Annotated in this window: 25 protein-coding genes; 12 read left to right on the forward strand and 13 right to left on the reverse strand. The window is 63.3% G+C overall.

Features of this window, described 5'->3' with window-relative positions; genetic code table 11:
- Positions 1-49: 49 nt before the first annotated feature.
- From LZ536_RS02405 to LZ536_RS02415, 3 genes are all read right to left on the reverse strand, one after another.
- Positions 50-493 carry a chemotaxis protein CheW gene (locus LZ536_RS02405; RefSeq protein ID WP_249846703.1) on the reverse strand — a complete coding sequence of 148 codons (444 nt, stop codon included), beginning with the start codon at positions 491-493 and terminating at the stop codon, positions 50-52.
- Positions 490-2826 (reverse strand): chemotaxis protein CheA, encoded by a 2337-nt coding sequence (locus LZ536_RS02410; protein ID WP_249846704.1) that lies wholly within the window; start codon positions 2824-2826, stop codon positions 490-492. The genes LZ536_RS02405 and LZ536_RS02410 overlap by 4 nt, the downstream gene beginning before the upstream one ends.
- 64 nt (positions 2827-2890) lie before the next feature.
- Complete coding sequence (locus LZ536_RS02415) at positions 2891-3532, reverse strand: histidine phosphotransferase family protein (RefSeq protein ID WP_249846705.1); 642 nt, start codon at positions 3530-3532, stop codon at positions 2891-2893.
- A gap of 100 nt (positions 3533-3632) precedes the next feature.
- On the opposite strand from LZ536_RS02415, the gene LZ536_RS02420 reads away from it, so the two are divergent.
- From LZ536_RS02420 to LZ536_RS02455, 8 genes are all read left to right on the forward strand, one after another.
- Positions 3633-3848: a hypothetical protein gene (locus tag LZ536_RS02420; protein WP_249846706.1), complete on the forward strand. Its 216-nt coding sequence runs from the start codon at positions 3633-3635 to the stop codon at positions 3846-3848.
- 50 nt (positions 3849-3898) lie between these two features.
- Positions 3899-4852, forward strand: coding sequence for an RluA family pseudouridine synthase (locus tag LZ536_RS02425; RefSeq protein WP_249846707.1), 954 nt, complete (start codon positions 3899-3901; stop codon positions 4850-4852).
- A 58-nt stretch (positions 4853-4910) separates the two neighbouring features.
- Entirely contained in the window at positions 4911-5822 is a 912-nt protein-coding gene (gene rpoH, locus LZ536_RS02430) for an RNA polymerase sigma factor RpoH (protein ID WP_249846708.1), read from the forward strand.
- A gap of 60 nt (positions 5823-5882) precedes the next feature.
- The gene (locus tag LZ536_RS02435; RefSeq protein ID WP_249846709.1) at positions 5883-7751 is read left to right on the forward strand and encodes an ABC-F family ATP-binding cassette domain-containing protein; all 1869 of its coding nucleotides are present in this window, start codon (positions 5883-5885) and stop codon (positions 7749-7751) included.
- Positions 7752-8060: 309 nt separating this feature from the next.
- A complete protein-coding gene (locus LZ536_RS02440; protein ID WP_249846710.1) occupies positions 8061-8267 on the forward strand; it encodes a S1 domain-containing protein in 207 nt (68 codons plus the stop codon).
- A 663-nt stretch (positions 8268-8930) separates the two neighbouring features.
- Complete coding sequence (locus LZ536_RS02445) at positions 8931-9323, forward strand: hypothetical protein (RefSeq protein WP_249846711.1); 393 nt, start codon at positions 8931-8933, stop codon at positions 9321-9323.
- A 130-nt stretch (positions 9324-9453) separates the two neighbouring features.
- Positions 9454-10071 (forward strand): hypothetical protein, encoded by a 618-nt coding sequence (locus LZ536_RS02450; RefSeq protein WP_249846712.1) that lies wholly within the window; start codon positions 9454-9456, stop codon positions 10069-10071.
- A gap of 184 nt (positions 10072-10255) precedes the next feature.
- Positions 10256-12286 carry an elongation factor G gene (locus tag LZ536_RS02455; RefSeq protein WP_249846713.1) on the forward strand — a complete coding sequence of 677 codons (2031 nt, stop codon included), beginning with the start codon at positions 10256-10258 and terminating at the stop codon, positions 12284-12286.
- A 7-nt stretch (positions 12287-12293) separates the two neighbouring features.
- Here the strand turns inward: LZ536_RS02455 and LZ536_RS02460 are convergent, their stop codons facing one another.
- Positions 12294-12932, reverse strand: a complete 639-nt coding sequence (locus tag LZ536_RS02460; protein WP_249846714.1) for a 2OG-Fe(II) oxygenase family protein — start codon at positions 12930-12932, stop codon at positions 12294-12296.
- 106 nt (positions 12933-13038) lie between these two features.
- Between LZ536_RS02460 and LZ536_RS02465 the strand changes: the two genes are divergently transcribed.
- The gene (locus LZ536_RS02465) at positions 13039-14340 is read left to right on the forward strand and encodes a lipopolysaccharide biosynthesis protein (RefSeq protein ID WP_249846715.1); all 1302 of its coding nucleotides are present in this window, start codon (positions 13039-13041) and stop codon (positions 14338-14340) included.
- Positions 14337-15320 (forward strand): ELM1/GtrOC1 family putative glycosyltransferase, encoded by a 984-nt coding sequence (locus LZ536_RS02470; RefSeq protein ID WP_249846716.1) that lies wholly within the window; start codon positions 14337-14339, stop codon positions 15318-15320. Before LZ536_RS02465 ends, LZ536_RS02470 begins: the two co-directional genes overlap by 4 nt.
- Here the strand turns inward: LZ536_RS02470 and LZ536_RS02475 are convergent.
- The 5 genes from LZ536_RS02475 to LZ536_RS02495 are packed head-to-tail and all read right to left on the reverse strand — an operon-like array spanning position 15303 to position 19565.
- Positions 15303-16181 carry a glycosyltransferase family protein gene (locus tag LZ536_RS02475; RefSeq protein ID WP_249846717.1) on the reverse strand — a complete coding sequence of 293 codons (879 nt, stop codon included), beginning with the start codon at positions 16179-16181 and terminating at the stop codon, positions 15303-15305. The two genes, LZ536_RS02470 and LZ536_RS02475, sit on opposite strands and share 18 nt — an antisense overlap.
- On the reverse strand, positions 16178-17029 hold the full coding sequence (gene kdsA, locus LZ536_RS02480) for a 3-deoxy-8-phosphooctulonate synthase (protein ID WP_249846718.1): 852 nt from the start codon (positions 17027-17029) through the stop codon (positions 16178-16180). The genes LZ536_RS02475 and kdsA overlap by 4 nt, the downstream gene beginning before the upstream one ends.
- A gap of 9 nt (positions 17030-17038) precedes the next feature.
- Positions 17039-17839: a TIGR01459 family HAD-type hydrolase gene (locus LZ536_RS02485; RefSeq protein WP_249846719.1), complete on the reverse strand. Its 801-nt coding sequence runs from the start codon at positions 17837-17839 to the stop codon at positions 17039-17041.
- On the reverse strand, positions 17836-18633 hold the full coding sequence (locus LZ536_RS02490; RefSeq protein ID WP_249846720.1) for a 3-deoxy-manno-octulosonate cytidylyltransferase: 798 nt from the start codon (positions 18631-18633) through the stop codon (positions 17836-17838). Before LZ536_RS02490 ends, LZ536_RS02485 begins: the two co-directional genes overlap by 4 nt.
- The gene (locus LZ536_RS02495; protein ID WP_249846721.1) at positions 18630-19565 is read right to left on the reverse strand and encodes a KpsF/GutQ family sugar-phosphate isomerase; all 936 of its coding nucleotides are present in this window, start codon (positions 19563-19565) and stop codon (positions 18630-18632) included. The genes LZ536_RS02490 and LZ536_RS02495 overlap by 4 nt, the downstream gene beginning before the upstream one ends.
- Before the next feature lie 95 nt (positions 19566-19660).
- Between LZ536_RS02495 and LZ536_RS02500 the strand changes: the two genes are divergently transcribed.
- On the forward strand, positions 19661-20977 hold the full coding sequence (locus LZ536_RS02500; RefSeq protein WP_249846722.1) for a dicarboxylate/amino acid:cation symporter: 1317 nt from the start codon (positions 19661-19663) through the stop codon (positions 20975-20977).
- A 5-nt stretch (positions 20978-20982) separates the two neighbouring features.
- Here LZ536_RS02500 and LZ536_RS02505 read toward each other — a convergent pair whose 3' ends face one another.
- On the reverse strand, positions 20983-22242 hold the full coding sequence (locus LZ536_RS02505) for a M24 family metallopeptidase (RefSeq protein ID WP_431357907.1): 1260 nt from the start codon (positions 22240-22242) through the stop codon (positions 20983-20985).
- A gap of 62 nt (positions 22243-22304) precedes the next feature.
- Between LZ536_RS02505 and LZ536_RS02510 the strand changes: the two genes are divergently transcribed.
- Entirely contained in the window at positions 22305-23576 is a 1272-nt protein-coding gene (locus LZ536_RS02510) for a multidrug effflux MFS transporter (RefSeq protein WP_249846724.1), read from the forward strand.
- Between the two features lies 1 nt (position 23577).
- Here the strand turns inward: LZ536_RS02510 and recA are convergent, their stop codons facing one another.
- From recA to LZ536_RS02525, 3 genes are all read right to left on the reverse strand, one after another.
- Positions 23578-24657, reverse strand: a complete 1080-nt coding sequence (gene recA, locus LZ536_RS02515) for a recombinase RecA (protein WP_283938373.1) — start codon at positions 24655-24657, stop codon at positions 23578-23580.
- 93 nt (positions 24658-24750) lie between these two features.
- A complete protein-coding gene (locus LZ536_RS02520) occupies positions 24751-25515 on the reverse strand; it encodes an alpha/beta hydrolase (RefSeq protein ID WP_249846726.1) in 765 nt (254 codons plus the stop codon).
- 68 nt (positions 25516-25583) lie between these two features.
- Positions 25584-25940 (reverse strand): response regulator, encoded by a 357-nt coding sequence (locus LZ536_RS02525; protein ID WP_249846727.1) that lies wholly within the window; start codon positions 25938-25940, stop codon positions 25584-25586.
- Between the last annotated feature and the right edge of the window lie 10 nt (positions 25941-25950).

Raw genomic sequence — 25950 nt, forward strand, 5'->3', positions numbered from 1 at the left:
TTTTCCGTCCGGTTCGGTGTGGGTGTAGCTATTAAGGGTAACTTTTGGCTTAAGCCGCGCGCGCTTCTGTCGCGGTGCCGGCAATCAGCTTTTCGATGTCGATCAGGAGCAACGGGCCTTCCTCTGTTTCGACCATGCCTTTCGACACCCGCTCCCAGCCGGCGCCCATTGCGGCGCGGACGGCAGAGGGGTCGGACAGGGCTTCCACGACGTCCTCAACGACATCGACGATGAGCGCGTAATGGTGGCCATCGACCTCGACGACCGCTGCTTCACGAATGCCGTTGGTGCAATCGGTCGCGCCGAGCTCCAGGGATTGCATGCAGTCGATCACCGTCAGCACTCTGCTGCGCAGCGCCGACAGGCCAGCCACGTGGGCCGGAGCGCGCGGCACAGGAATCAGGGTGTCCAGTTCAACCACGGACTCAACTGCGGCCGCAGGAAGCGCAACGCGGCTACCGCCGACGGTAACGATCAACAGGAGCTCGTTCATTTGCCCCTCCCTGAGGCAGCCTTGAGGGCCATCAGCAGGCCGGCGCGGTCGTAACGATAGATGGACTCGCCATCTTCACCTTCAGGATCGGACCGAAGGACGATGGTCTTGGCCTTGTCGGAGCTCTCGACCGGCCTGTCATCGGACGCGATGACCAGGTCGGGGATCAGCTCGTCTTCCTCGCCAATCACGACATAGCCAGCGGCCTCGACGATCGGTCGAAGCATATTCTGCATCCAGGGGTCGTCGCTTGGCAGGCGACAAACGCCACGATCGGCCGGCTTCACGGCCGCGCCCAGATGGTTGGAGAAGAGCCAGTGAGCGTCCACCAGTTCCGCCGGCTCTTCGCCGATCAATGTGACGCCGCTGACTGCACCAGGATTGTCGGCCGGGATCAGCTCGCCATCCATCGGCATGAGGTCGATGACTTCCCTGAAAGCGTAGCCGATTTCGTGGCTGCCATCGTTGAGGCGGAAGACTCGAACCTTCTCTTCGCCCTTCTCGAGCGCCTCGGCGCCGGCGAGCGGCAGGATGGTATCCCCGAGCTGGACTCGAAGCTGTCCAGCAGCCTTTCGCACAGCCTTGCGATCGACTTCTTCGATACGGTCGACGACAGCCAGGCGAAGCGCCCGGCGACCACCGTCGAGGCCCCGGAACAGCAACACGCTGTTGTCGCGCTGGGCAGTAGTGGTTGCCACCTCAACGACGCGAGCCGAGCGCTCCTGCGCTTCAAGCTTCACTCCGCCGACCTGGGCGACACCCGCGGGATCGAACAGAAGGATTGGGCTGCCGTCATCGGCAAGCGTAGTGCCCGCATAAAGCCCGGTCGCCATAACCGCCGGGGCGGCCGGCTTCACGACCAGTTCCTCGTGATCGTGGATTCGATCGACCGCCAGCGCATAGACGTCGCCGCCTGCGGGACGCAGCACGACCAGGCTGCCTTCCTCGTCGGAAACTCCGCTTTGGAGGCCGAGGACCTCGGCAAGCGAAACCTCGGGCACGCGGCGGCCGCGGATCGTCGCGACGCCCGCTCCGCCGATACGGTCGAGGGTTACCGAACCGCCGTTGACCCGCACGATTTCTTCGATTGCCGAGCGCGGGATGGCGAAATGCTGGTTGGCGATGGAAACGGTCAGTGCCGGAATGATTGTCAGGGTCAGCGGCACGCGCAAGGTCATGCGAGTCCCCTCGCCGAGCTTGCTGTCGACCTCGACGATACCGCCAATCCGCTCGACGTTCGACCGGACGACGTCCATGCCGACACCGCGTCCGGAAATGGCGGTGACTTCCTTGGCGGTGGACAGGCCGGCTTCAAAGATCAGTGCGAGTTGCTCGCGCGGCGACAGCGCCGACGCCTCGGCTTTGCCGAGCGCTCCGGAAGAGATCGCCTTCTCGACCAGCTTCTTCCCGTCGATGCCGCGACCGTCGTCGACAATGTCGATGAGGATCTGGTTGCCGGATTGACGAGCTGAAACGCAAAGCAAGCCAATCTCGCGCTTGCCGCCTTTGATGCGGTCGGCCGGCGTCTCAATGCCGTGATCGACGGCGTTTCGGATGATGTGCGTCAACGGATCGCGGATCATCTCGATCATCTCGCGGTCCAGCTCGACATCGCCACCGTCGATATCGACAAGCACCTGCTTGCCGAGCTCGGCCGACAGGTCGCGGACCATGCGCGGCAGGGCGACGAAGAGGTTTTCGATCCGCTGCATGCGCGTCCGGGTGATGGCGTCGCGCATTTCCGCGATGATGCCGGACAGGCGCTCAAAGGCGCCGTCGACGGTAACGTCGGTTGGAGTCTCGCGGAGGCGGCGGGCCAGTTCATTGCGGGCCAGCACCATGTCCGACACGCCGCTCATGACCCGGTCGAGCAATTCCACTGACAGGCGAATCGTGCGCGGCGCGGAGGCAGCCCCACCCTTCCCTTCCGCGATGGCGGCGGCAACCGGTGCAGCAGCGCCTTCAGCTCCGGGCGCGAGCGCAGCGATCAGGCTGCTGTCGTCGCCGGCTGGAAAGTCTTCACCGGCCTCAATGCAGCCGATCATCTCGCCGATGCGGTCGATGATTGCCAGAACGGCGCTGACCAGCGCGGCATCCGGGGTGCGCCGGCTAGCGCGGACGTCGGCCAATGCATCCTCGGCCGCGTGGCTCAGCGCCTCAAGCCGCGGGAAATCGAAAAAGCCGCAATTGCCTTTCACGGTGTGGACGAAGCGGAAGATGGAATCGAGGCGCGCGCGATCATCGGGCTGGGCTTCCCAGGCAACGATTTCGCCGCCCAGCGCTTCCAACATTTCCCGGCACTCGGCCACGAAATCGGCAATCAGGTCATCCATTGGCGTTGAAGGCCTCGCGCTCGTGTTCAGCGCCGCCTTATGGGGCTAAGGAGTTAACGCGCCGTTATCCCTGGTTGGGAAGCGTGACGCCGATCAAAAGCACCTCGTCGGCCGGGCCCGAGAGCCGGATTTCGCCGCGTGCCTGGTTCGCCAACTCATGCGCCAGCCACGCTCCTGCAGCGCGCGGCTCAACATTGCCGTCGCTACTGCCTTTGGCGATCGTTTCACGAAGCGTCGGGTCCAGCAGGATGCGCGGCCCTTCGGCACGGATGACCAGTTCCAGCCCGCCATTCCCTCGCTCTGCCCCGACATCCAGCCGGCCGCCGCGGACCAAGGCATCGCCGGCGATCAGCGCGAGGTTGAGGAGCAGCTTGACCGCCCCTTTCGGAAGCTCGTCGTCGGCGACCATCCATCCGAGTTGGACGCGCTTATCGGCGCCGAACAGCCCTTCCAGCGCTGCCCGCGCTTCCCGGGTATCGATCTGGTCACCGAACCCGCCGGCGGCGCCAAACGCCAGCCGGAAGAATTTCAGCTTGCTTGCCGACGCTCGGGCGCTCTCGTTGAGCAGCTCCAGGCAACGCTCGCGCATCTCCGGGTCCTGCTCGTCGGCCATCAGTTCGAGGCCGTTATTCAGCGCCCCGACCGGCGAAAGCAGGTCGTGGCACAAGCGGGAGCAGAGCAGGCTGGCGAGGTCGACGGCGTTCATGGGTCCGGTTGATGCTTCAACCTCCGCCGGAGCGCAACCCGCCCAGATTTAACCTGCTTTGTTGACTATTGGCGCGAAGGAGCCGATTTTTGCTGACGTCATGAAGCCAACCGAACAGCTGGTCTCGGCCATCCGCGAGCTCCGTTTCGCGATCGACCGCGTCTCCGAGCAGGAACTGCGCGAGGATGAGTCGCCCGCGGCCCGCGCGGCGCTGACGACCCAGCTCCAGGCGCTTCATGCCGATGTCGAGCGCCTCCTCGAACAGGTTGGCGCGATCAGCGAGGCGGAAGCGTTCGAGAGGGACTTCGCCTCGTAGCCACTCCGGGCCCCTTGAATCGAATTGAAATCATACCACATTTGTAGGGAATGGCCGGGGGGCACAGCATCATATCTGTCTCGCTCGACGCCGGCCATGCGGGCTGGCGGCTCGACCGTGCACTCGCCGATGCGGTTCCGACCATGTCGCGCGAGCGCCTCAAGGCCCTGATCAACGCGGGCGCACTGGAGCGCGAAGGCACAGCCGTCCGCGACCCGTCCGCCAAGGTGAAGGGCGGCGAAAGCTTCAGCCTCGCTATCCCCGCGCCCGAGCCGGCGCATAACGCGCCGCAGGACATCCCGCTGAACATTGTCTTCGAGGACGAGCATCTCCTCGTCGTCGACAAACCAGCGGGCCTGGTCGTCCACCCTGCAGCGGGCAATCGCGAAGGGACCCTGGTCAACGCCTTGCTCCACCACTGCGCCGGCCGTCTTTCGGGGATCGGCGGAGTGGCAAGACCGGGAATTGTCCATCGCATCGACAAGGATACGTCGGGGCTACTCGTCGTCGCCAAGACCGATGTCGCGCACGAAGGCCTCGCCAAGCAGTTCGCGGCGCACAGCATCGACAGGCGCTACCTCGCCATCGTCAACGGTGTGCCGATGACCGCGGAGGGCAAGGTCGACGCCCCGCTCGCCCGCTCGGCGCACGATCGCAAGAAGATTGCCATCGTCGAAGGCAATCGCGGCAAGCGCGCAGTAACGCACTGGAAGCGCCTGAAGGTTCTTAAGAATGCGGCCCTGGTCGAATGCCGGCTTGAGACCGGCCGCACCCACCAGGTGCGGGTTCACATGGCCTCCATCGGCCATCCATTATTGGGCGACCCCGTCTATGGGCGCGGGAAAAGCGTTCACAGAAAGTTGCTTAATCAATTGGACTTCCATCGCCAGGCGCTTCACGCTGCCGGCCTTGGGTTCACTCACCCCGTAACGAAGGCACGTTTGTCGTTCGAGAGCGCCCTTCCGTCGGACATGCAGGAACTGTTCACGGCACTTGGTGTATAAGAATTCAACGGCTAGGGGCCGCACAGACGGTCCCGGCGCAGGGAGAATGACGAAGAGCATGGCACAAGCAGCAAAACGCGCGATCTCGATCCCCGCTTCGGGCGGGGAAGCCGGGCTCAACCGCTACCTTGCCGAAATCAAGAAGTTCCCGATCCTAGCGCCGGAGGAAGAGTATATGCTCGCCAAGCGCTGGCGCGAGCATAACGACACGGATGCGGCGGCGAAGCTCGTCAACTCCCACCTTCGCCTCGTGGCGAAGATCGCCATGGGCTACCGCGGCTATGGCCTGCCGGTCAGCGACCTCATTTCCGAGGGCAATGTCGGGCTGATGCAGGGCGTCAAGAAGTTCGAGCCGGACCGGGGCTTCCGCCTCGCCACCTACGCCATGTGGTGGATCCGCGCCTCGATCCAGGAATTCATCCTGCGCGCCTGGAGCCTCGTGAAGATGGGCACGACAGCGAACCAGAAGAAGCTCTTCTTCAACCTGCGCCGCATGAAGAACCAGATCAACGCCTTCGACGAGGGCGACCTGAAGCCCGCGGACGTCACCAAGATCGCCACTGATCTCGGCGTCAGCGAGGAGGAAGTCGTCTCGATGAACCGCCGCATGGGCATGGGCGGCGACACCAGCCTCAACGCCCCGCTGCGCAGCAGCGAGGACGGCGAAGGCCAGTGGCAGGACTTCCTGGTTTCCGACGAGCCGCTTCAGGACGAGATCATCGCCGACGAGGAAGAGCGTCAGGTTCGCCATGAACTCCTCGCCAATGCGATGGAGAGCCTGAACGAGCGCGAGCGCCATATCCTCACTGAACGCCGCCTGGTCGACGAGCCCCAGACGCTTGAAGACCTGAGCCAGGTCTACGGCGTCAGCCGCGAACGCATCCGCCAGATCGAAGTGCGCGCGTTCGAGAAGCTGCAGGCCGCGCTGATCAGGCTCGCGGGCGAACAGCGGCTGCTTCCGGCGGCCTGATCCGCCAAATTCCTTTCGGGCGTCTTGGGTTTGCCTTGATTGCCCGCTAGGGGCCTCGCCATGCTCACAATCAACGGTATCACGGTGCGCCTCGGCGGGCGCGCAATCCTCGACCGCGCTTCGGCGTCGATCACCCCCGGCAGCAAGGTCGGGCTGATCGGCCGCAACGGCGCCGGCAAGTCGACGCTGATGAAAGTCATCGTCGGCCAGCTCGAGGCAGATGAGGGCGAGATCGAAATGCCCCGCCGCACGCGGCTCGGCTACATCGCCCAGGAAGCGCCGAGCGGCACCACCACCCCGTTCGACGCCGTCCTCGCCGCCGATACCGAACGCGCCGCGCTGCTCGATGAGGCGGAGCACTGCACCGATGCCCATCGCCTCGGCGACATCCACGACCGCCTGCTCGCCATCGACGCCTACAGCGCCCCGTCGCGCGCCGGCCGGATCCTGCTCGGCCTCGGCTTTGATGACGAAATGCAGGGGCGCCCACTCGACAGTTACTCCGGCGGCTGGAAGATGCGCGTCGCGCTCGCCGCCCTCCTTTTCTCCGCGCCCGACATCCTGTTGCTCGACGAGCCGTCGAACCACCTCGACCTCGAAGCGACTTTGTGGCTGGAGAATTTCCTGAAGGGCTATGCGGGCACGCTCGTCGTCATCAGCCACGAACGCGACCTCCTGAACAATGTCGTCGACACGATCCTCCACCTCGAACGTGGCAAGATCAGCCTCTATTCGGGCAATTACGACGGCTTCGAGAAGCAGCGTGCCGAGCGCGCCGCGCAGCTCGCCGCCGCCAGCGCCGCCCAGGATGCCCAGCGCGCGCGCCTGCAGGACTATATCGCCCGTAACAGCGCCCGCGCCTCGACCGCCAAACAGGCCCAGTCGCGCGCCAAGATGCTGACGAAGATGCAGCCGATCGCCGCCCTCGCCGAAGACCCAAGCCTCAGCTTCGACTTCCCCAACCCCAGCGAGCTTCGCCCGCCGCTGATCACGCTCGACATGGCCGCGGTCGGCTATGCCGCCGATACCCCGATCCTGCAGCGGCTGAACCTGCGCATCGATCCCGACGACCGCGTCGCGCTGCTCGGCCGCAACGGCAACGGCAAGACCACGCTCGCCCGCCTCCTCGCCGCCCAGCTTACGCCCATGGCCGGCGCCATGAACGCGTCGGGCAAGATGAAGGTCGGCTATTTCACCCAGTATCAGGTCGAAGAGCTCCACGGCGACGAAACGCCGCTCCAGCACATGACCCGTGCCATGGAGGGCCACACGCCCGGCGCCGTCCGCGCCCAGCTCGGCCGCTTCGGTTTCTCGGGCGAAAAAGCGACCACTCTTGTCGGCAAGCTATCCGGCGGAGAGCGCGCCCGTCTCGCCCTCGCGCTCATCACGCGCGACGCACCGCACCTGCTCATCCTCGACGAGCCGACCAACCACTTGGACGTCGATGCCCGCGAGGCGCTCGTCCAGGCGCTCAACGGCTACGACGGCGCCGTCATCCTCATCAGCCACGACCGCCACATGGTCGAACTGACCGCCGACCGCCTGGTGCTGGTCGATCAGGGGGCCGCCGTCGACTATCCGGGCAGCATCGACGACTACATCGACTTCATCCTCGGCCGGAACCAGCCAAAGGCAGACAAGGGCCCGAAGCTTTCAAAGGCCGACAGCAAGGCGAACAACAAGGCCCGCGAAGATGCCAGCGCGCTCAAGAGAGCCGCCGCCGAAGCCGAAGCCGCAAGCGCCCGCCTCGCCTCGCACTGCCAGGCGCTTGACCAGGCCATGGCCAACCCCGCCGCTGCCGAACCGACCCTCGCTTCGCTTCCGATCTCGGAGCTGAGCCGCCGCCGTGCCCAGGCTGCGGCGGACCTGGAAGCCGCCGAAGCCCGCTGGCTGGAAATCAGCGAGCAACTGGACCAACTCGCCGCCTGAAGACCCCCTCCCGTCATCCCCGCGAATGCCGGGATGACAAAGATAGTTTAGCTAATGGCAGCTGTGGGTCGAAAGCGGACGTAAGGCGGCGCGCGATTCTCGCTTATTGATGCGAGAGGGTGGAATGCCACGACGAGCCCCCAATGTGGCCTGGGGCGCCCCCTTGTATCAGTATTAAAGAGCGCCACCTTGGTCGGGCTACCAGTCGCAATGACGGTGCTTGGCGCTAAGCCGCTCCTTTCCCCCTCTCTTGGCTTCTCTAGCCATCGCCCGGGCCATCCGGCAGCGGGCCCTTGAAAGGAACAAATCATGTTGTTCGGGAAAATCCAAAAGTTCGACGAAGTCAGTGGCAAGGGCATCATCAAGCCGGAAAACGGCAATGCCGAGCTGCATTTCGAGAAGAGCGCAGTGAATTGGGGCGACGCAACGACTCCGAAGACCGATCGCCGCCTGTCCTATGAGGTCGGCAAGAACGACGCGGGCGCCGATTGCGCCGTGAAGCTCCAGCCTGCCTAAGCTTATGGGGCGGCAGCCGCGTAATGGCTTCCGCCGCCAGAGCTAAAAGCGGGGGAAGGAGTCAGTTCGGGAGAACTGGCTCCTTTTTCTCGACATCGTGCCGGCGCGGAGTTCGTGGGGATTGAATTATGATTTTGGCGGCGGCCTTAATGTCCGCAATGGGTCGAAGGCCGTCATTGAAACATCGTGTAATTGAGACGCGCTGTGCTAGGGGCACGGCATGACACCCGAGAGACGCTGGACGCAGACCGACATTTCCGCACTGCGAAACCGATTGGATGACGGAGAGTCATCTGCGGAAATTGCCTTGGCGCTCGAAAGGTCAGCAGAAAGCATCGTGGGGATGATGTCGCGCCTACGCCTGCGTGCCCGCGTCTAAAGTTTAGCCCGCTTTGGGTCGAAGACTGACTCTAGTGATCTAGCGGCAGGAATCCGTGGAAAGCGGACATGAGCCCTTCCACCTCATCCCGCGAAGCCGGAAATTCGCCTCTCCACGTCATTCCCGCGAAAGCGGGGAACGAAGTGACCGCCAGGTCAATCCCGCTGCCTTCAGGCATTGATCGTCTCGAACAGGTCGTCCCAGTCCGAATCTGGCGCTTTTTGCTGCAGTGCAAGAGTCCGATTTGGGTGGAAACCGGACTCTAAGCCGGTTAGCCCTTCGCCATGACAATCGCAGACTTTCACGCTTTGGAATCGCGGGTCGCCGCTGGCGAGCAACTGACGGATGAGTTTCGACGGCTTCATTCGTTGGCCCGTGAGACCATACGAGACGGCGACGATGTGTTTCCGTGGGCAGAGTCCTTTGCGCTGGCTTTCCAGCACAGGGGCCTTTTCCCACCCTTGCAGGCGGCAATAGCCTTGGTCGACGTGGCTCTGGCGGCAGATGAAACGATGCCGATTGTTGCGCCGTATGACTCCCAAATGAAGGAAGCTCTTTCACCGACGGAACGGGCCGAAATGTTCGACTACATCGCCAAGCGCATCGGTGATAATCGCTCACCGCAGTCGTTTTCAGCAGCCGCAGACTTGGCGGACTATCTTCTGGATGTTGGATAGCCTTCCCGCTCGCTCCTGGCGGCAGGTTTGGGTCGAAAGCAGACACTACCGCATCGCAGCATTTTTCTGTCCTACACTTCCCTTCGTTGATACGCCTTCGGGGCCTCCCGCTTTCGCCTGGGAGGAAACCATGGACATACCGCAATTCCCCGACCTGCTGCCGCAGGACGCGCTGGCTGCCACCGACCCTGACGCCGAGCCCGCGATAGACTTCGCGGCTGTCCCCCGGCGCCGCCAGCGGCGGAACGGCTGGACGGAGAAGCGCCAGCGCGAATTCATCGCCGCCCTTGCCAAATGCGGCAGCGTGTCGGCTGCGGCCAAGGCCATCGGCATGACGGCGCGGTCCGCTTATCGGCTGCTCGATGCCGAGGGTGCGGACGATTTTGCACGGGCCTGGGACGATGCGTTGGACATCGGCATGGAAAGGCTCAGATGCGACGCGCTCGAACGGGCCATCTCCGGCGCCTGGGTGCCGGTCTATCGCCGCGGCAAGCTGGTGAAGGTGGAACATCGGAAGAGTGACCGGTTGGCCATTGCCATGTTGAGTGGTCGCCCGAACGAGATTGAGGGGTATCGCCGCACGGCCGTTTCTCGCCGCCTGCATCGCCAGGACATGGCCGAGCTCGACGCCGCGCGGGCTGAGCGCGATCGCCGGGTTGAAGCGGCCGAGGCCGACTATCAGGCCGAAGCGGACCGCCTGGTCGAAACCGTCATCGGCCGCTGCCAGCCGCGCATCGTCGCGCTCTGAAGGCGGTAAAATGGCGCTTCATCCCGAGACTTTTGTGACTTTTGCGAACTTAAGGGCAAACCGTTCCGTGTGCGCGATAATCCCCACTTGCCTTCGTTCGCAAAGAGTCCGACGCTGGATGTTTGGAGAGCGCCCTGAGCGCCTCGCGCGACTCGGCGCCCGCATTCGGACGAAGGAGAGTCGCATGCCTGGACAAGCTGCAAATGGCACCCGAGTAATCGCGCTGGTCGGACCGGCCGGCGCGGGAAAGACAAGCCTGGCCGAAGCGCTCCTCTTCGCATCCGGCACGACCGACCGGCAGGGGTCGACCGACAGCGGATCCAGCGTCGGCGATTCGAGTCCTGAAGCCCGGGCCAGAGGCGGCTCGACCGAACTCAACCTCCTCAACTTCGACTATCTCGGCGAGCATTTCGCCATCCTCGACGTCCCCGGCTCGATCGGCTTCGCGGCCGACGGCGCCCATGCCGTCGCCATCGCCGATCTCGCCATCGTCGTCGTCGATCCCGATCCCGCCCGCGCGGCCTTGGCCGCGCCGGCGCTCCGGATGCTCGACGAGCTCGGCATCCCGCACCTCATTTTCGTCAACCGCATCGACCAGGCCCGCGGCCGGGTCCGCGATCTCCTGACCGCGCTCCAGCCGATGAGCGTCTCTCCACTCATCGCGCGGCAGATTCCGATTTGGGACGGCGAAAAGATCTCCGGCTTCGTCGATCTCGCACTCGAGCGCGCCTATCATTACCGGCCCGGAGCCGCCTCCGAGCAGATCGCCATGCCCGAGGAAGTCCAGCAGCGCGAGGCGGAGGCCCGCACGCAAATGCTGGAGCGGCTCGCCGACCATGATGACACATTGCTCGAGCAATTGCTGATGGACCAGGCGCCGGAAGCGCACACCATCTTCACCGACCTCGCCCGCGAAACCGGCGAGAATCTTGGCGTGTCCTTGCTGTTCGGGTCGGCATCGAGCAGTTGGGGCGTTCGCCGTCTCCTGAAGGCCTTGCGGCACGAAGCCCCCGGGCCCGATACGACGGCACGTCGCCTATCGGTCAGCGATCCGTCACTCTACGCCTTCAAGATCAACCATGGCGGGTCGGTGGGCCGTCTGGCGCTCGCGAGGGCCCTTGGCGGCGAGATCGCCGAGGGCGTCGACCTCAAGGGTCGCGATGACGCAGTCCGCCTTGGCGCGCTCTTCTCCGTTCAGGGCGAAAAGACCGCCAAGGTCGCAAAAGCTTCGAACGGCGACATCGTCGCCGTCGGCAAGGCGGATGAACTCAAGGCGGGACAGTGGCTGTCGAAGGGTGCCCTCCCGCCAGACCTCGAAGTCACATTGCCGGCGCGCAACGCCAAGATCGCCGTCCGTCCCGCCGACCGGAAGGATGACGTCCGGCTCGCGAGCGCGCTCGCCAAGCTTGCCGAAGAGGATTCGGCGCTCAGCATCGAGCATGACGACGCCAGCCACGAACTCCGTCTGCGCGGCGTCAACGACGAACATCTCAACCTTGTCACCGCCCGGCTCAAGCGGCGTTACGGGGTTGAAGTCTCATCCCAGCCCTGCTCGATCGGCTATCGCGAGAGTATCCGCCGGCCGGTCAAGCAGCATGGCCGACACAAGAAGCAGTCGGGCGGCCACGGCCAGTTCGGCGATGTCATCATCGAAATCCGGCCCCTGACGCGTGGTGAGGGCTTCCAGTTCGAGGAAAAGATCCACGGCGGTTCCATCCCGCGCCAGTATATCCCGGCAGTGGAGCAAGGCGTGAAGGACGCTCTCGACAAGGGCCCGCTAGGCGGGTTCCCGGTCGTGGATGTCTCCGTGACTTTGGTGGATGGCAGCTATCATTCGGTCGACAGTTCGGAACTGGCCTTTCGGACCGCGGGCCGGATCGCGATGAGCGACGCGCTGGCGGCTGCGACGCCTCACCTCTTGGAGCCGGTGCAGAAAATCGTGGTTGTCACGCCGTCGGCATCGACCTCGCGGGTCAGTTCGACGGTTGCCTCGCGGCGCGGTCAGATGCTTGGCCTCGGGCCGCGCGAAGGCTGGCCGGGCTGGGATCGTGTCGAAGCCTTGATCCCGGAAGCCGAGCTGACCGGCCTCGAAGCCGAATTGCGCTCGCTCAGCCAGGGTCTGGCGACTTACGAAGCCGAGTTCGACCATTTGGCCGAGCTCAACGGCACCCTGGCCGACAAGGTCGTCCAACAGGGCGTCGCCGAACCGGCCTGAATAGGGTTTACATCTGGCCGATGAAGCGCCCGAGCTTTCGTTTCATCCGTCCGATGATGCGATGGCCCAGTTGGTGTTTGCCGCGCGTCTTGATGCCGCTGAGGTAGTTCATCTGTAGTGATAGCCGCTTGCCGGGCACTGCTTTGTGACCATGCCAGCAGTCGGGCGTGACCTTGAAGGCAACCATGGTGCCAAGGTCCGGCGGGATTTCGGCGACGTAATCGTCGAGGTCGCGGCCATTGTTGAGGATGCGCAGGCTTGTTGCGTCCGCCTGCCCCGGCTCATTGAAGTATAGCAGGACCGTGACGAGCTTGGATGGCGTATCGGTGTGAATATTGCCGTCGGTCAGCCGCATCTGTCCGCGAACGTTGATGACGATATCCCGGTCTTCGAGGTCGAGGCCAAATTTTTGTCCCACCAGCTTTCGGAAGGCGTCGCTTCTCAAGTCATCGACGAGCAAGGCGAATTCGGGACCATATTCGGTGTCCTCGAGATCGATAGCGCCGGGACGTTCGATCGCCGGAAAATCCTTGGCCGCCTTGCGGGCCTCCTTCGTGTTGACCGCTTGGGGCACCACGAAAAAGGGATAGGGCGATTGCGTCACCGGTGCTTCGCGAATTCGATCGAGATCAAGCATAGCCGCCATGTAGGTGCGCTTCGTCCCGCCTGCAATTCCAGCACCGCGCATAGGGGGCGACAGCGCCCAAGCTTTCAGCTAATTCCCCGCCAGACTTTTCGCGCACCGGGTTGCAATGAGACATTGGTTCAACGACCAGCATTTCCGGTCGCTCCTCAAAAATACATCGTATCTCGCTGTATCCAAAGGGATTGCAGCCATCGCAGCGATTGGCACTCTTGCTTTCGCGAGCCGTTCATTGGGGCTGCAGGGTTTCGGCACACTGATCCTGATCGCCTCTTATGCACAGGCCGCCAACGGGCTGGCTAAATTCCAGAGCTGGCAGTTGGTCGTACGATACGGCGCCGCTGCACTTGCCAAGGGCGACCCGCGCGGGTTCAAGAATGCAGCCAGCTTTGCCATGGGGCTGGACTTGCTCAGCGGGCTGGTCGGGATGGCCGCCGCTATGGCGCTTTTGCCCTTCATCGGCGGCTGGTTTGGGCTCGACAACCGGTATCTGAATCTCGCGCTTATCTACTGCCTGCTGGTCCCGACCATGGGTGCTTCAAGCCCGACCGGGATGATGCGGTCGATGGATCGGTTCGACCTCATCAGTTGGCAGGGGACAGTGACCCCCATCGCTCGCTGCGTCCTGACCGGCATTGGCTTCTGGCAAGGCTGGTCGTTTCCGGCATTCGTCGCAATCTGGTTCGCGACCGACCTCGCGGGTGACCTCTACATGTGGTTCATCACCTGGCGAGAGCTTGGCCGGCGGGGACTAGGCGCAGGAATCCGACCGACACTGCGTCCCAGTGACTTGGAGAATGGCTGGCGCTTTGCGGTGCAAACCAACCTGACCTACTCGCTCGAAAGCGCCTGGGGGCCGCTGGCGCGGCTCATTGTCGGTGGGTTACTTGGACCCGCCAGCGCCGCTCTTTACCGCCTTGCCTCCAGTCTTGCGGACAGCGCACGCAAACCTGCCGACTTGCTTGCGAAGGCTTACTATCCCGAGGTCGTGAGGATGGACGCGGCCACCAAGCATCCGTGGCGTCTCATGCTTCGCGCCACGGCATTGGCCGGCGGGTTTGGAATGGCTGCGGTGCTGATCCTCGTTATTGGCGGCGAACCTCTCATCAGGGTCTTGTTCGGCAAGGACTTCCTGGGAGTTTACCCGATCCTCCTTGTGATGATCGGAATTCCGCTAATCGCGATTCTGAGCTTTCCGTTGATACCAATGCTTCTCGCCCTCGACCGCCCCGACGCGACGTTGAAGTCCCGTCTCGTCGGCACTTTGGTTTACTTGGCAATAATTGCCCCGCTGTGCTGGCGCTTCGATGTTCAGGGCGCCGCGGCGGCCATGGTAATCGGCAATCTCGTGATGGTCGGCGTTCAGGTCTTTTACTTGAGAACTGAACATCGACGGATCCGAGGGCGATGAGAGGGTCTCGAGTCTGGGTGTTGCTCGGACCTCGAACCGGCGACAACAATCAGGCGCTCGCGCTCGCCGAGGCGCTGGAACTGCCCTTCGAGACGCGGACTCTCAGCTACAATCCGCTGCAGGCGCTCAGTGTCTGGCTTCCCGGGACAGCGGCGACGTTGGACTCAAAGAGTCGAAAGGAACTCCACAAGCCTTGGCCCGACTTGGTGATCGCCATCGGCCGTCGCAGTGTGCCTGTCGCCCGCTGGATCAAGCGCAAAAGCCGGGGCCAAACCAAGCTGGTCCGCATTGGGCATCCTAGGATCGATCCGAACCTGTTCGACCTTGTCATCACCACCCGGCAATATCCCGTTCCGCCGGGCGAAAACGTCCTGTTGCTGCCGTTGGCGATGAGCAGGTTTTCGACTGCCCCCATCGCAACGGATAAAGAAGCGGCCTGGCTCGCCGCCTTGCCGTCACCACGAAGGCTGCTCGCAATTGGCGGTGCGACCAAATACTGGTCGTTATCGGCTGAACGTGTCGCGGAGGCGGTAGAGCGCCTCCAAACGAACGACGGCACGCTCATCGTCGCCACCAGCAGACGCACCGATCCCGAAGTCTCCAAGGCAGTCCGGGGCGTCCTTTCGGCGAAGTCCACCCTGGTCGAAGGAGCCTTTCCGCGTTTTCCTGTCCTGCTCGACCAGGCCGACGAGATCTTCGTCACCGGTGACAGCGTCTCTATGCTTTCGGAGGCAATCCTTACCGGGAAGCCGGTTGGACTGGTGCCGATCCAGCAGGACGAGAAGGGGCGCCGCAAGCTGGGTGAGGCGCCGCTGGAGTCCGGACCCGATGCGCGCCGCCGCGACCTCAGGAGGTTTTGGAACTACCTTCAGGAAGAGAAGATCATCGGCACTGTTGACGCGCCGGTCGCCGCCAAGGTCGAGAACCCGGTCGAGACGGCCGCTCGCGCAGTCCGGAACCTGCTAGGCGACCTCGGCTAGGCCGTTCCAGCCACGGTAGCGATCGACCAGTTCAAGGCTATCGTGGCGGACGTGATTGGCGGCCATCTCGGTCACCAGCTCCTGCTTGGAAACGTCGCCCCGGTCGACGAGATCGGCGAGCAGCGAATAGACCAGCGCCTCCTGGTTGGAATCGGGGTGGCGCTCATAGCGCTGTCGCTTCAGCCGGCGCAGGAAATCCAATGGCCCGCGCTCGCGCAACGTGTAATCGATTGGCAGCCCGGCCTTCCAAGGTTGGGTCCGACGCTTGGTCGTGTGCAGGATCTTGGTATCCGGCGTCAGCCGGTCGAAATCGTTCCATTCCGGCTCCAGGAAGCCGATCGTCGCCGGGTCCTCGCGCTTCAGTTCGATCCAGTCGATGTAATCGAAGCGCTTGGCAAAGAGATCGTCCAGCAGCTGATCGAACTGCCAATGCTTCAACTTCGCATTGTCGAGCAGCATGACCGACGTGGCGATGTAGTCATTGCGGCGGTTATGGCCGGGCCGGGCGACCGCCATGATCGCCTTGCCACTCATGTCGCGATCGAACAGGTCCGCAACATCGCCGACACCGAAGCAATCGGGATCGGTGACCAGCGCCCTGCCCCGGAACTTCATCAGGCTCGGCGGCGCGAAACGCAGCGGGGTGAAGCTCTGTAGGTCGTCCGGATCCCAATCGCGGATATGGCCGGCGCGCAGGATCGACTGGCCTTCCTGCATCAGGCGTGGATATTTGGCCGCATCCATGATCCGGACGTCGAAGCTGTCGGGCCGACGGCTTGCCTTCTTGTAGCTGAGCGCGCTGATCTTGGCGCCCAGCATCTGCCGGGCATTGGCCTGGATGAAGACCGTGTTGAGCGTCACAGCGCCATTTCCTCGAATCCCGCTTCCTTCACGGTCCTGTCGATCGTCACCAGAGTGGTCAGCAGGCTTTCCATATGGTCCAGTGGCCAGGCGTTCGGTCCGTCGCTGAGCGCCTGCGACGGATCGGGGTGCGTTTCCATGAAGAGACCGCTGATGCCAGCGGCGACCGCAGCGCGCGCCAATACCGGCACGTGTTCGCGCTGCCCTCCGGAGCTCGTCCCCTGCCCACCCGGCAATTGCACGCTGTGCGTGGCGTCGAACACGACCGGACAACCAGTCTCCCGCATGATGGCGAGGCCGCGCATATCCGAGACGAGATTGTTGTAGCCAAAGGAGGCACCGCGTTCGCAGACCATGATGGTCTCTTCGTTGATGCCCGCCGCCTGCGCCGCATTCTTCGCCTTCTCGACCACGTTCTTCATGTCGTGCGGGGCCATAAACTGGGCCTTCTTGATGTTCACGGGCTTGCCGCTGGCGGCGACCGCATGAATGAAGTCGGTCTGGCGGGCGAGAAAGGCCGGCGTCTGAAGAATGTCGACCACCTCAGCGACCGGCTTGATCTGCGGAATGTCGTGGACATCGGTCAACACCGGCACGCCGAGCGCGTCGCGGACCTTCTCGAGGATGCGCAGTCCCTCGTCCATGCCGGGACCGCGAAAGCTCTTGTCCGAAGAGCGGTTTGCCTTGTCGAAGCTCGACTTGAAGAAAAACAGGATCCCGAGCTTGTCGGTAATTGCCTTCAGCCGCTCGGCGGTACGGAGCTGCAGCTCCTCGCTCTCGATGACGCAGGGACCTGCGATGAGGAAAATGGGCTGGTCCAGCCCGATCTTGCGGCCGTGAATTTGCATGGTCTGCCTTTAGCGGAGCGAGTCGACGACGGCCACCGGTGACCAGTCGCCAAGGCCATATTGTGGCGCGAAGTCGTCGGGAAAAGGTTCGCCGGCATGAATTCCGCTTTGCACGAACACGGCGCCGAAGCCTTGGCGAGCAGCGCCGAGCATGTCGGTAATGAGCGCATCGCCGACCGCCAGCACCGCCTCATGCGGCGGATTGCCGGCCAGGCTCATAGCGTAATCGTAGATGCTGTGGAACGGCTTGCCGTACCATTCGACGCGGCCGCCAATGCCTTCATAGATATCGGCCAGTGCGCCGGCGCACGGCTCGGTCACTCCGCCGCGGACGACGATCCGATCGGGGTTGAAGCAGTGAAAAAGGACGTCGCGCGCTGCCAAGCTTTCAAGCTGTGCTCGATATTCCTCGACCCGCTCGCGCTCATCATCGAGCCCCGTAACGGCAATGTCGGTGAAGGCGCTCTCGACAAAGGATAGGTCGTGATCCTCAAGGATCCGGCGGTCCTGACGGGTGCCAAGGAAGCCGGTCGGGTGCGCCAACGTTTTGATCGCGTCGATGCCCGCCTCGCCGCTTGTGGCGATTCCGTCCCAGGCGTCGCGCGGCAGCCCGATCTTGCCGAGCTGAGCCTCGACGGCCTCGGCGGTTCGCGGTGCATTGGTAATCAGGATAACCTTGCGCCCTTGCTCGCGCCACTCGCGGAGCCGGTCCGCCGAGCCCGGGTAGAGATTCACGCCATCGTGAACCACTCCCCAGATGTCGCACAGGATCACCGAATATTTCGGATCCAGCGAGTCCCAAAAACTCATTCTAGGCCGGCCGCAGCCAGCGCGGCCTCAATCGGCTCGACATCCTCGGGATTGTTCAACTCGCGGAGGGTGAAGGGTGGGGTGTCAACTTCGACAACATCCACCGGAATTCCCGCAGCGAGGAACCGCAGCTGCTCGAGCCCCTCTAGCTGCTCAAGATCGCTGATCGGCGTCGCGACGTAAGTCGCAAGGGCGCTCGGTCGATAGGCGTAAATGCCGATGTGGAGGCGCACCGGCGACAGTTCCCCATCCAAGGCGCCTTTTGGAAGATATGGGATGAGCTTCTTCGAGAAATAAAGCGCGCGGCCATCATTGGCCGTAACGACGCTAGTACCGCCAACGCGACCTTGAGCTTCCTCGGCCTGCAACACCCGCACCTCGGAAGCGCGTTGCCGCATGGCCGGGGTCGCGACATCGGTATTCGGGTTCGCATCCATATGATCGATGAGCGCGGTTACGAAACCCGGGGGCGTCAGCAACGCATCGCCCTGGAAGTTGATGACGAGGTCCGGCTCGTACAGTTGCGCAGCGGCCTCGGCGCAACGCTCCGTGCCGTTCCGGCACTCCGGAGAGGTCATGAGGACACCGACTCCAAACCCGGCGCAGGCATCGGCGATGCGGTCATCATCGGTGGTAACGAAGACGCCGCTGACGCCGGGCACACGCCGTGCGGCCTCGATGCTGCGCTGGATGAGAGTCTTGGCTGTGCCTTGGCAGCCTTTCAGCTCCACCAGCGGCTTTCCTGGGTAGCGGGTCGAGGCATAGCGCGCCGGAATTAGGATGACCGTGTTCATCGCACCGCCGGGCAATCGTGAATGTGCAGGACGCCGACCGGCTTGCCCCCGTCGACCACGAATAGTGTCGTGATGCGATGTTCTTCGAACAGGGTCAGCGCATCATCGACGAGCGAATCCGGCGACACGGTCTTGGGACTGGCGGACATAAACACTGACGCCGGGTGATCGAGCCCCTTTTCCATGTGCCTGCGCAAATCGCCATCCGTGATCACGCCGATCAAGCTGCCGCCCGCGTCGGTCACGCCGACCACGCCGAGGCGCTTTTCCGACATCGTGACGATGACGTCGTGCATGTTTGTGTCCTGGTCGACGAGCGGCAATTGATCACCGCCGTGCATCAGTCGCTTGACCGGCTTCAGGCGCGCGCCGAGCGAGCCGCCAGGATGCAGGCGGCCGAAGTCGGTGCGGGTGAAGCCCTTTTCCTTCATCACGGTCATCGCCAAAGCGTCACCCAAGGCAAGGGTCATGGTCGTCGACGTCGTTGGCGCCACCGCCTCAGGCCCGACCTCCGGCCAGTGCGGCAGGACGAGGGGTGCGGTTGCGGCTTCCCCCAGCATCGACCGGGCTTTGCCGGTTATGGCGATGATCGGGATGCCGACATGATCGAAATGATCGATGACCGGCTGCAGTTCGATTGTCGCTCCGCTCTGGGAAATGAGGAGGGCGACGTCGCCGGGGGCGGCAATTCCCAAATCGCCATGAATCGCTTCTGCCAGGTGGAGGAATGTAGCCGTCGTACCGGTTGAGGCGAATGTAGCAGCAATCTTGCGGCCGATGTGGCCCGACTTGCCGAGACCGGAGACGATCAACTTGCCCTTAGATTCAAGTATCAGGCGACACGCCTCTTCGAAGTCCGCGCCCAGGGAATCCGCCAGGGCATCGAGCGCCCGCGCCTCGTCGTGAACCAGCTCCTTGCCGAAATCGATCATGCGGCGGGCCTAGCGGGCAAAGGCACGACCCTCAAGCTTGACGCAGCTCGCCCGAGCGGCTTGGTACCCACCACCCGACTATTGGAAGGCCACTCATGGCGAAGAATTTGACTCGTTATATCCTCTTCGCCCTGGTCCTGGGCATCATAGCCGGTTGGGCGACCAATGCAGCCATCGACGACGGCAGCCCGGCAAGTGCGGAGCGCTTGAAGGAAATCGCCGAGTATCTGAGCATAGTAACCGCACTGTTCCTGCGCCTCATCAAGATGATCATCGCGCCGCTGGTCTTTTCGACGCTCGTCGCGGGCATCGCCCACATGGGCGACATTGCGGCACTCGGCCGCGTCGGCCTCCGGTCGCTCGTCTGGTTTATCGGCGCCAGCTTGGTGTCGCTGACTTTGGGCCTGATCCTGGTGAACGTCCTGCAACCCGGCGTCGGGCTGAATCTTCCGCTGCCGCCAACCACCGCCGCCAGCGGCGTCGAAACGGCCGCATTCAACCTCAAGGATTTTGTCACTCACCTCGTGCCGGCTTCGATTTTCGACGCCATGAGCACCAATGAGATCCTGCCGATCGTCATATTCTCGATCTTTTTCGGAGTCGCACTCACCGCGATCGGCGACGGCGGCAAACCGATCGTCAAAGGCGTCGAGAGCCTGGTGAAGGTGATGCTGCAAGTCACGGATTATGTCATGCGCTTCGCGCCGTTGGCGGTGTTCACGGCGGTCGCCAGCGCCATTGCCGAAAAGGGTCCGGAGATCCTCTTCACGTTCGGCAAGTTCGTCGGCAGCTTCTATCTCGGCCTTGCACTGCTCTGGGGCCTGCTGATTGTTGCGGCCTTCCTGATCGTCGGCCCGCGCACGAAACATCTCGTCCGTTACATTCGCGACCCGATCGTCCTCGCTTTCTCGACCGCTTCATCCGAAGCCGCTTACCCGCGCACGCTGGAAGCGCTCGATCGCTTCGGCGTACCGCCGCGTATCGCCAGCTTTGTCCTGCCGCTGGGCTATTCGTTCAATCTCGACGGCTCGATGATGTACATGACCTTCGCGACGATCTTCATCGCGCAAGCCTATGGCATCGACCTCAGCATTGGCCAGGAAATCACTATGCTGCTGGTGCTGATGATCACGTCGAAGGGCATGGCCGGTGTGCCCCGTGCCAGCCTTGTCGTGATTGCCGCTACCATGTCCATGTTCAGCATCCCGGAGGCCGGCCTGCTGCTCATTCTGGCAGTCGATCACTTCCTGGACATGGGCCGCAGCGCAACGAACGTCGTCGGCAATGCCGTCGCTTCAAGCGTCGTCGCACGCTGGGAAGGGGATCTCGATCCCGAGGAGCCAGCCGACATCGAGCCGCCACACGCCCCGACGCACCGGCCCAAGCCGGCTCCCGGCAGCGAGCATTTTTAGGGCGTTTAACTGAAGGGCTGATCGATCGAAGGCGGCGGGACCGTGAACCATTTCGGCCCGCTGGGCGTGATGTGGAAGCAATCCTCCAGCCGGATACCCCATTTGCCGGGAATGTAGATTCCCGGCTCGTTCGAGAAGCACATTCCCGGGGCCAGAGGCGTTGTCTCGCCGTGCACCAGATTAACCGGCTCGTGGCCTTCCATGCCGATGCCGTGACCCGTGCGGTGCGACGTTCCGGGAAGCTTGTATCCGGGCCCATAGCCCCAGCTTTCATAGGCACCGCGAACGGCATCATCGACATTGCCGGCGGGCGCGCCGACCTTGGCGGCGGCCATGGCGATGTCCTGCCCACGCCTCATCTGGGTCCAAACCTTGCGCTGGTCCGCGGTCGGGTCGGCGCCGAAAATGAAAGTGCGGGAGATATCCGACTGGTAACCGTGGACCGAGCAGCCGCAATCGAAGAGGACGTTAGAGCCCTTGACGACGCGCATCGGCGTCCGGGTGCCGTGGGGATAGGCAGTGCCTTCGCCGATCAGGACCAGGCCGCCGTCATATGAGCCGCCCAACGTTCGCGTCGCCTCGCCAATGATCGCGTCGATCTCGCCTGGCCCCATCCCCTCTCGGACTCGCGGCCAAGTGTAGCGGAAGGCGGCGATCGTGACGTCTGCGGCGGCCTGCATCAAAGCGAGCTCGGCGGGCGACTTGATCATCCGCTGGGCGCGGACGACGGAGTTGGCGCTGACGATCGGCGTGTCCGGCAATTGCCGCTTCAGCCGGTCCATCAGGAAAAAGCGGTTGGTCTCCTCGAAGGCGATGGGTGAGCTCGCGACGCCGCGCTCCTTGAGGAAATCGGCGACCAGCTTCAGCGGCTCCTGATCCTCCTGCCAGGTGCGGATCTCGGCTGGGACGACCAGCATCTCCTTGATGCTGGGTTGCTCGAAGAAGGGGGTGACGACGATCGGGTCGCCGTCAGCGGGGATCACGACGCCGGTCAGGCGCTCGCTCCGCCACCACTGGATGCCGGTGTAATAGTCGAGGCTGGGGCCTGCTTCGACGAAGACCGCGCCAAGTCCCTGCTGCCGCATCATCGCCTTGGCCTTGGCGAGGCGCTGTATTCGCTCGGCCGGGGCAATGGGTGGCGGACTGAGCAGTGGTTTCAAAGATCGTGCTTCGCCGGCTGCAGCCCAAGCGGCGGAGCCGCGATCCAACAAGGTTGTCGCAGCCACGGCAGCACCTGTCGCTAGCATTGTCCGGCGGTTCAGCATGGCGGCCCCCTCTCCAACTTTGTTGTGTTGCACAGCGGTAGGGATTCCGCCAGCAGCGGCCGATGTTTGACCCTGCCCTCCATGGCGGCGCGCGGCGCCTGCCCGGTACCAAGGAAACCGTAGCGTTGCTGGCGGGGCTGATGGCGCTCAACGCCTTCGCGATCGACGCAATGATCCCGGCGCTGCCGCAAATCGGCGCGGATCTGGGCGTTTCGAGCGAGAACGAGCGGCAATTGGTCGTCATTTGCTACTTCTTCGGCTTCGGATTGACGCAGCTGGTGTGGGGTCCGCTCGCCGACCGTTACGGCCGCAAGCCGATCCTGGCTGCCGGCATCGGACTCTACGTGCTGTTCGCCAGCCTGTGCGGTATCGCGGGAAGCTTCCCGCTGCTGATCGCCAGCAGGATCGCCATGGGCGCGTCGGCTGCGGTGACCCGGGTGCTGGTGGTGGCCATGGTTCGCGACCTCTTCGACGGCGAGGCCATGGCGAGGATCATGAGCCTGGTGTTCATGGTCTTCATGGTGGTGCCGGTGCTGGCGCCGAGCGTCGGCCAGGGCATATTGCTGTTCGCGCCATGGCGGGCGATCTTCGGCGTGCTCGCCGCCTATGGCCTGACGATGCTGCTCTGGTCGTGGATCAGGCTGCCGGAGACGCTGCATCCCGAGTTCATGAGGCCCCTCAATCTCGGGGCAATCGGCGCCGGCATCACGGCGACTCTCCGCGACCGTCAGTCGATCGGCTACACCGTCGCGCTCGCCGTCGTCTTCGGCGGGCTGACGGCCTACATCGCTTCAATCCAGCAGATCGTCTTCGATACGTTCCACGAAGGCCGCTACCTGCCGCTTGTCTTCGCCTCGATCGCGGCGCCGATGTCGCTTGCCAGCTGGTACAATTCAAAGGTCGTGACGCGCTTCGGGCTGAGGCATGTCGGGCATCTGGGTGTCGTCGGCTTTGCGGCGATTGCCGTAACGCACCTTCTGATCGCCGAGGTCATTGACGAGCCCTTGTGGCTATTCGTCGTCATGCAGTCGCTGGTGATGTGCGCCTTCGCCTTCACCTCGGCGAACCTGTCGACGCTGGCGATGGAGAATATGGCACCGATCGCGGGCACGGCGTCGTCGGTTCAGGGCATTATCGGCACGATGGGCGGCGCCAGCATCGGCCTGGTGATCGGCCAGATGTTTGATGGCACCCAGCTGCCCTTCCTGCTTGGTATTGCCAGCTGTGGATTGGGCGGCCTGCTGCTGACCCTCATAACCGAGAAGGGCCGGCTGATGCGGGGACCGCTCCAGCCGACCCCTTTGGTCGAAGAACAAATCCAGTTTCCGGAGTAAGTTACTCGGTCTCGCCCTCGTCGTCAGCCGAGGGGCCGACCATCAAGGCTTCACCGACCTCATCGGTCTTGCCGCGAATGGCGTTCTCGAGGCGCTGGGCAACGTCTGGATTTTCTTTCAGGTAGACCTTGGCATTCTCGCGGCCCTGGCCGATGCGGATCGAGTCATAGCTGAACCAGGCGCCCGACTTCTCGACCAGGCCGGCCTTGACGCCGAGGTCGAGAACCTCGCCGACCTTGGAGACGCCTTCACCGTACATGATGTCGAACTCGACCTGCTTGAACGGCGGCGCGACCTTGTTCTTCACCACCTTCACGCGGGTGGTGTTGCCGACGATATCGTCGCGGTCCTTGATCTGCCCAGTGCGGCGGATGTCGAGGCGGACCGACGCGTAGAACTTCAGGGCGTTGCCGCCGGTCGTCGTCTCTGGATTGCCGTACATGACGCCGATCTTCATGCGCACCTGGTTGATGAAGATGACCATGCAGCGCGAGCGGCTGATCGAGCCGGTCAGCTTGCGCAGGGCCTGGCTCATCAGGCGAGCCTGGAGGCCGACGTGACTGTCACCCATCTCGCCCTCGATTTCGGCCCTCGGCACCAAGGCCGCGACGGAGTCGACGACGAGCACGTCGATAGCGTTGGAGCGGACGAGCGTATCGACGATTTCCAGTGCCTGCTCGCCCGTGTCGGGCTGCGAGACGATCAGTTCGTCGATGTCGACGCCAAGCTTCTTGGCATAGGCCGGGTCGAGCGCATGTTCGGCATCGACGAAGGCGGCGGTGCCGCCGCCCTTTTGCGCCTCGGCGATGGCATGAAGCGCCAGCGTCGTCTTGCCCGAGCTTTCCGGCCCGTAGATCTCGATGACCCGGCCGCGCGGCAGGCCGCCCACGCCCAAAGCGATGTCGAGGCCGAGGCTGCCGGTCGAGATGGTTTCGACTTCCATCTGTTCGCGGCTGCCGAGCTTCATCGCCGAGCCCTTGCCGAACGCCCGGTCGATTTGTGCCAGAGCCGCCTCAAGCGCCTTCTGCCTGTCAATGCTCATGGATTCTCCGCCTGCGACGACCTTAAGTTGCGCTGCCATTCCCCTGTCTCCTCGTCAATCGGATACCGAATAACATTGATGTATCTGATTTGTTCTGTGAGAACAAGTGAGGAACAAACGGCGTGCCTAAATTTACTTCTGCGTTGATTTTGAAATATTTAGTGCATCAAAGGCATCGTGCATGGCCTGGCGGAATTCGGCGCGTTGATAAATGTCGTTGTGGCCGGCGTCCGGGATCGTCCGGTCAAACACGAGATAGGGCACTTGTTTCCGCAGGCCTGCGGTGCGTGCCGGGCGGATCAGAGTATCGTCCTCTGCCGCCACAATCGCGACCGGGACATGGGAGCCCTTCAGGAATTCCGCCGAATTAATCTCATGCTGGAAGATCAACGAGACCGGCAGCCAGGGATAGAGATCGCCGACGGACGCCTCGAGAGAGTCGAACGGAGTCACGAGGATCAGTCCGTCGAGATGCCGCTTGGCGGAGAGGCTGGCGGCAACCCCACTGCCGATACTCATGCCGACGGCAATCGTCCGCTTCGGTTTCACGCGACCGACGGCGAAATCATAGACGAGCGGCGCGTCCGCCATCAGTGCCTTGGACGAAGGCTCGCCCTGGGACGGCGCATATCCGCGATAGTGGAAGGCAATGACGTCGGCGTCCGGATAAAGCTCATGCAGGAAAGCGGCGACGTCCGAGCCGTTCCAGGCATTTCCGCCGAAGCCGATCACCAGGACGCCGGAGCGATCCGAGGCGTCCGGCGCGATATGAATCCCGCGGAGAGCCTCGCCATCGGCGGACGTGATGCTGACCTGCTCCGCGCCATCGGGCAACGGCCCAGCTCGTGCGACCATGCCCGTAGGAAAGAGCAACTGCGCCTGGAACGAACTAATCACGGCGAATGCACATAAAGCTACGATCGATACGGCAGCGACAAATGCGATGAGCCGGTTGAGCAGCCAGGTTACCCAGCCAGTGCCGCTTCCAGCGCGGGGGTGACGCGGTCGATGGTGTAGGGCTTGTCGATCATCGGCACGTCCCTGAACTCGGCCGGCGGTGGATCGACGTGGCCGCCGCTCGCGATGATGAACGGGATCTCGCGGTCGCGCAGCTCGGCGGCGACCGGCCAGACGCTTTCGCCCTTCAGGTTCACATCGAGGATGGCGACGTCGAAGTCTGCATTCTGGACGGCCGTCAGGGCTTCGCCGACGCTTTCACAGGTCGCGCGGACCTCATGACCCAGCGACAAGAGGAAGTCCTCCAGCATCATGGCGATGAGAGGCTCGTCCTCGACGATCAATATGCTTCTGGTTGCGCTCACGAAACAGGCA

The sequence above is a fragment of the Sphingomonas alba genome (assembly GCF_023516555.1).
In the GTDB taxonomy this organism is placed as follows: domain Bacteria; phylum Pseudomonadota; class Alphaproteobacteria; order Sphingomonadales; family Sphingomonadaceae; genus Sphingomicrobium; species Sphingomicrobium album.

What these genes read in the sequence shown, in the direction of transcription:
- LZ536_RS02460 (WP_249846714.1), bottom strand. Translation starts at nt 12,932, where the DNA reads ATGGCGGCTATGCTTGATCTCGATCGAATTCGCGAAGCACCGGTGACG.
- LZ536_RS02465 (WP_249846715.1), top strand. Translation starts at nt 13,039, where the DNA reads ATGAGACATTGGTTCAACGACCAGCATTTCCGGTCGCTCCTCAAAAAT.
- LZ536_RS02510 (WP_249846724.1), top strand. Translation starts at nt 22,305, where the DNA reads ATGTTTGACCCTGCCCTCCATGGCGGCGCGCGGCGCCTGCCCGGTACC.
- LZ536_RS02415 (WP_249846705.1), bottom strand. Translation starts at nt 3,532, where the DNA reads ATGAACGCCGTCGACCTCGCCAGCCTGCTCTGCTCCCGCTTGTGCCAC.
- rpoH (WP_249846708.1), top strand. Translation starts at nt 4,911, where the DNA reads ATGGCACAAGCAGCAAAACGCGCGATCTCGATCCCCGCTTCGGGCGGG.
- LZ536_RS02500 (WP_249846722.1), top strand. Translation starts at nt 19,661, where the DNA reads ATGGCGAAGAATTTGACTCGTTATATCCTCTTCGCCCTGGTCCTGGGC.
- LZ536_RS02450 (WP_249846712.1), top strand. Translation starts at nt 9,454, where the DNA reads ATGGACATACCGCAATTCCCCGACCTGCTGCCGCAGGACGCGCTGGCT.
- LZ536_RS02485 (WP_249846719.1), bottom strand. Translation starts at nt 17,839, where the DNA reads ATGAGTTTTTGGGACTCGCTGGATCCGAAATATTCGGTGATCCTGTGC.
- kdsA (WP_249846718.1), bottom strand. Translation starts at nt 17,029, where the DNA reads ATGCAAATTCACGGCCGCAAGATCGGGCTGGACCAGCCCATTTTCCTC.
- LZ536_RS02455 (WP_249846713.1), top strand. Translation starts at nt 10,256, where the DNA reads ATGCCTGGACAAGCTGCAAATGGCACCCGAGTAATCGCGCTGGTCGGA.
- LZ536_RS02445 (WP_249846711.1), top strand. Translation starts at nt 8,931, where the DNA reads ATGACAATCGCAGACTTTCACGCTTTGGAATCGCGGGTCGCCGCTGGC.
- LZ536_RS02490 (WP_249846720.1), bottom strand. Translation starts at nt 18,633, where the DNA reads ATGAACACGGTCATCCTAATTCCGGCGCGCTATGCCTCGACCCGCTAC.
- LZ536_RS02425 (WP_249846707.1), top strand. Translation starts at nt 3,899, where the DNA reads ATGGCCGGGGGGCACAGCATCATATCTGTCTCGCTCGACGCCGGCCAT.
- LZ536_RS02440 (WP_249846710.1), top strand. Translation starts at nt 8,061, where the DNA reads ATGTTGTTCGGGAAAATCCAAAAGTTCGACGAAGTCAGTGGCAAGGGC.
- LZ536_RS02470 (WP_249846716.1), top strand. Translation starts at nt 14,337, where the DNA reads ATGAGAGGGTCTCGAGTCTGGGTGTTGCTCGGACCTCGAACCGGCGAC.
- recA (WP_283938373.1), bottom strand. Translation starts at nt 24,657, where the DNA reads ATGGCAGCGCAACTTAAGGTCGTCGCAGGCGGAGAATCCATGAGCATT.
- LZ536_RS02495 (WP_249846721.1), bottom strand. Translation starts at nt 19,565, where the DNA reads ATGATCGATTTCGGCAAGGAGCTGGTTCACGACGAGGCGCGGGCGCTC.
- LZ536_RS02410 (WP_249846704.1), bottom strand. Translation starts at nt 2,826, where the DNA reads ATGGATGACCTGATTGCCGATTTCGTGGCCGAGTGCCGGGAAATGTTG.
- LZ536_RS02420 (WP_249846706.1), top strand. Translation starts at nt 3,633, where the DNA reads ATGAAGCCAACCGAACAGCTGGTCTCGGCCATCCGCGAGCTCCGTTTC.
- LZ536_RS02505 (WP_431357907.1), bottom strand. Translation starts at nt 22,242, where the DNA reads ATGCTGAACCGCCGGACAATGCTAGCGACAGGTGCTGCCGTGGCTGCG.
- LZ536_RS02435 (WP_249846709.1), top strand. Translation starts at nt 5,883, where the DNA reads ATGCTCACAATCAACGGTATCACGGTGCGCCTCGGCGGGCGCGCAATC.
- LZ536_RS02405 (WP_249846703.1), bottom strand. Translation starts at nt 493, where the DNA reads ATGAACGAGCTCCTGTTGATCGTTACCGTCGGCGGTAGCCGCGTTGCG.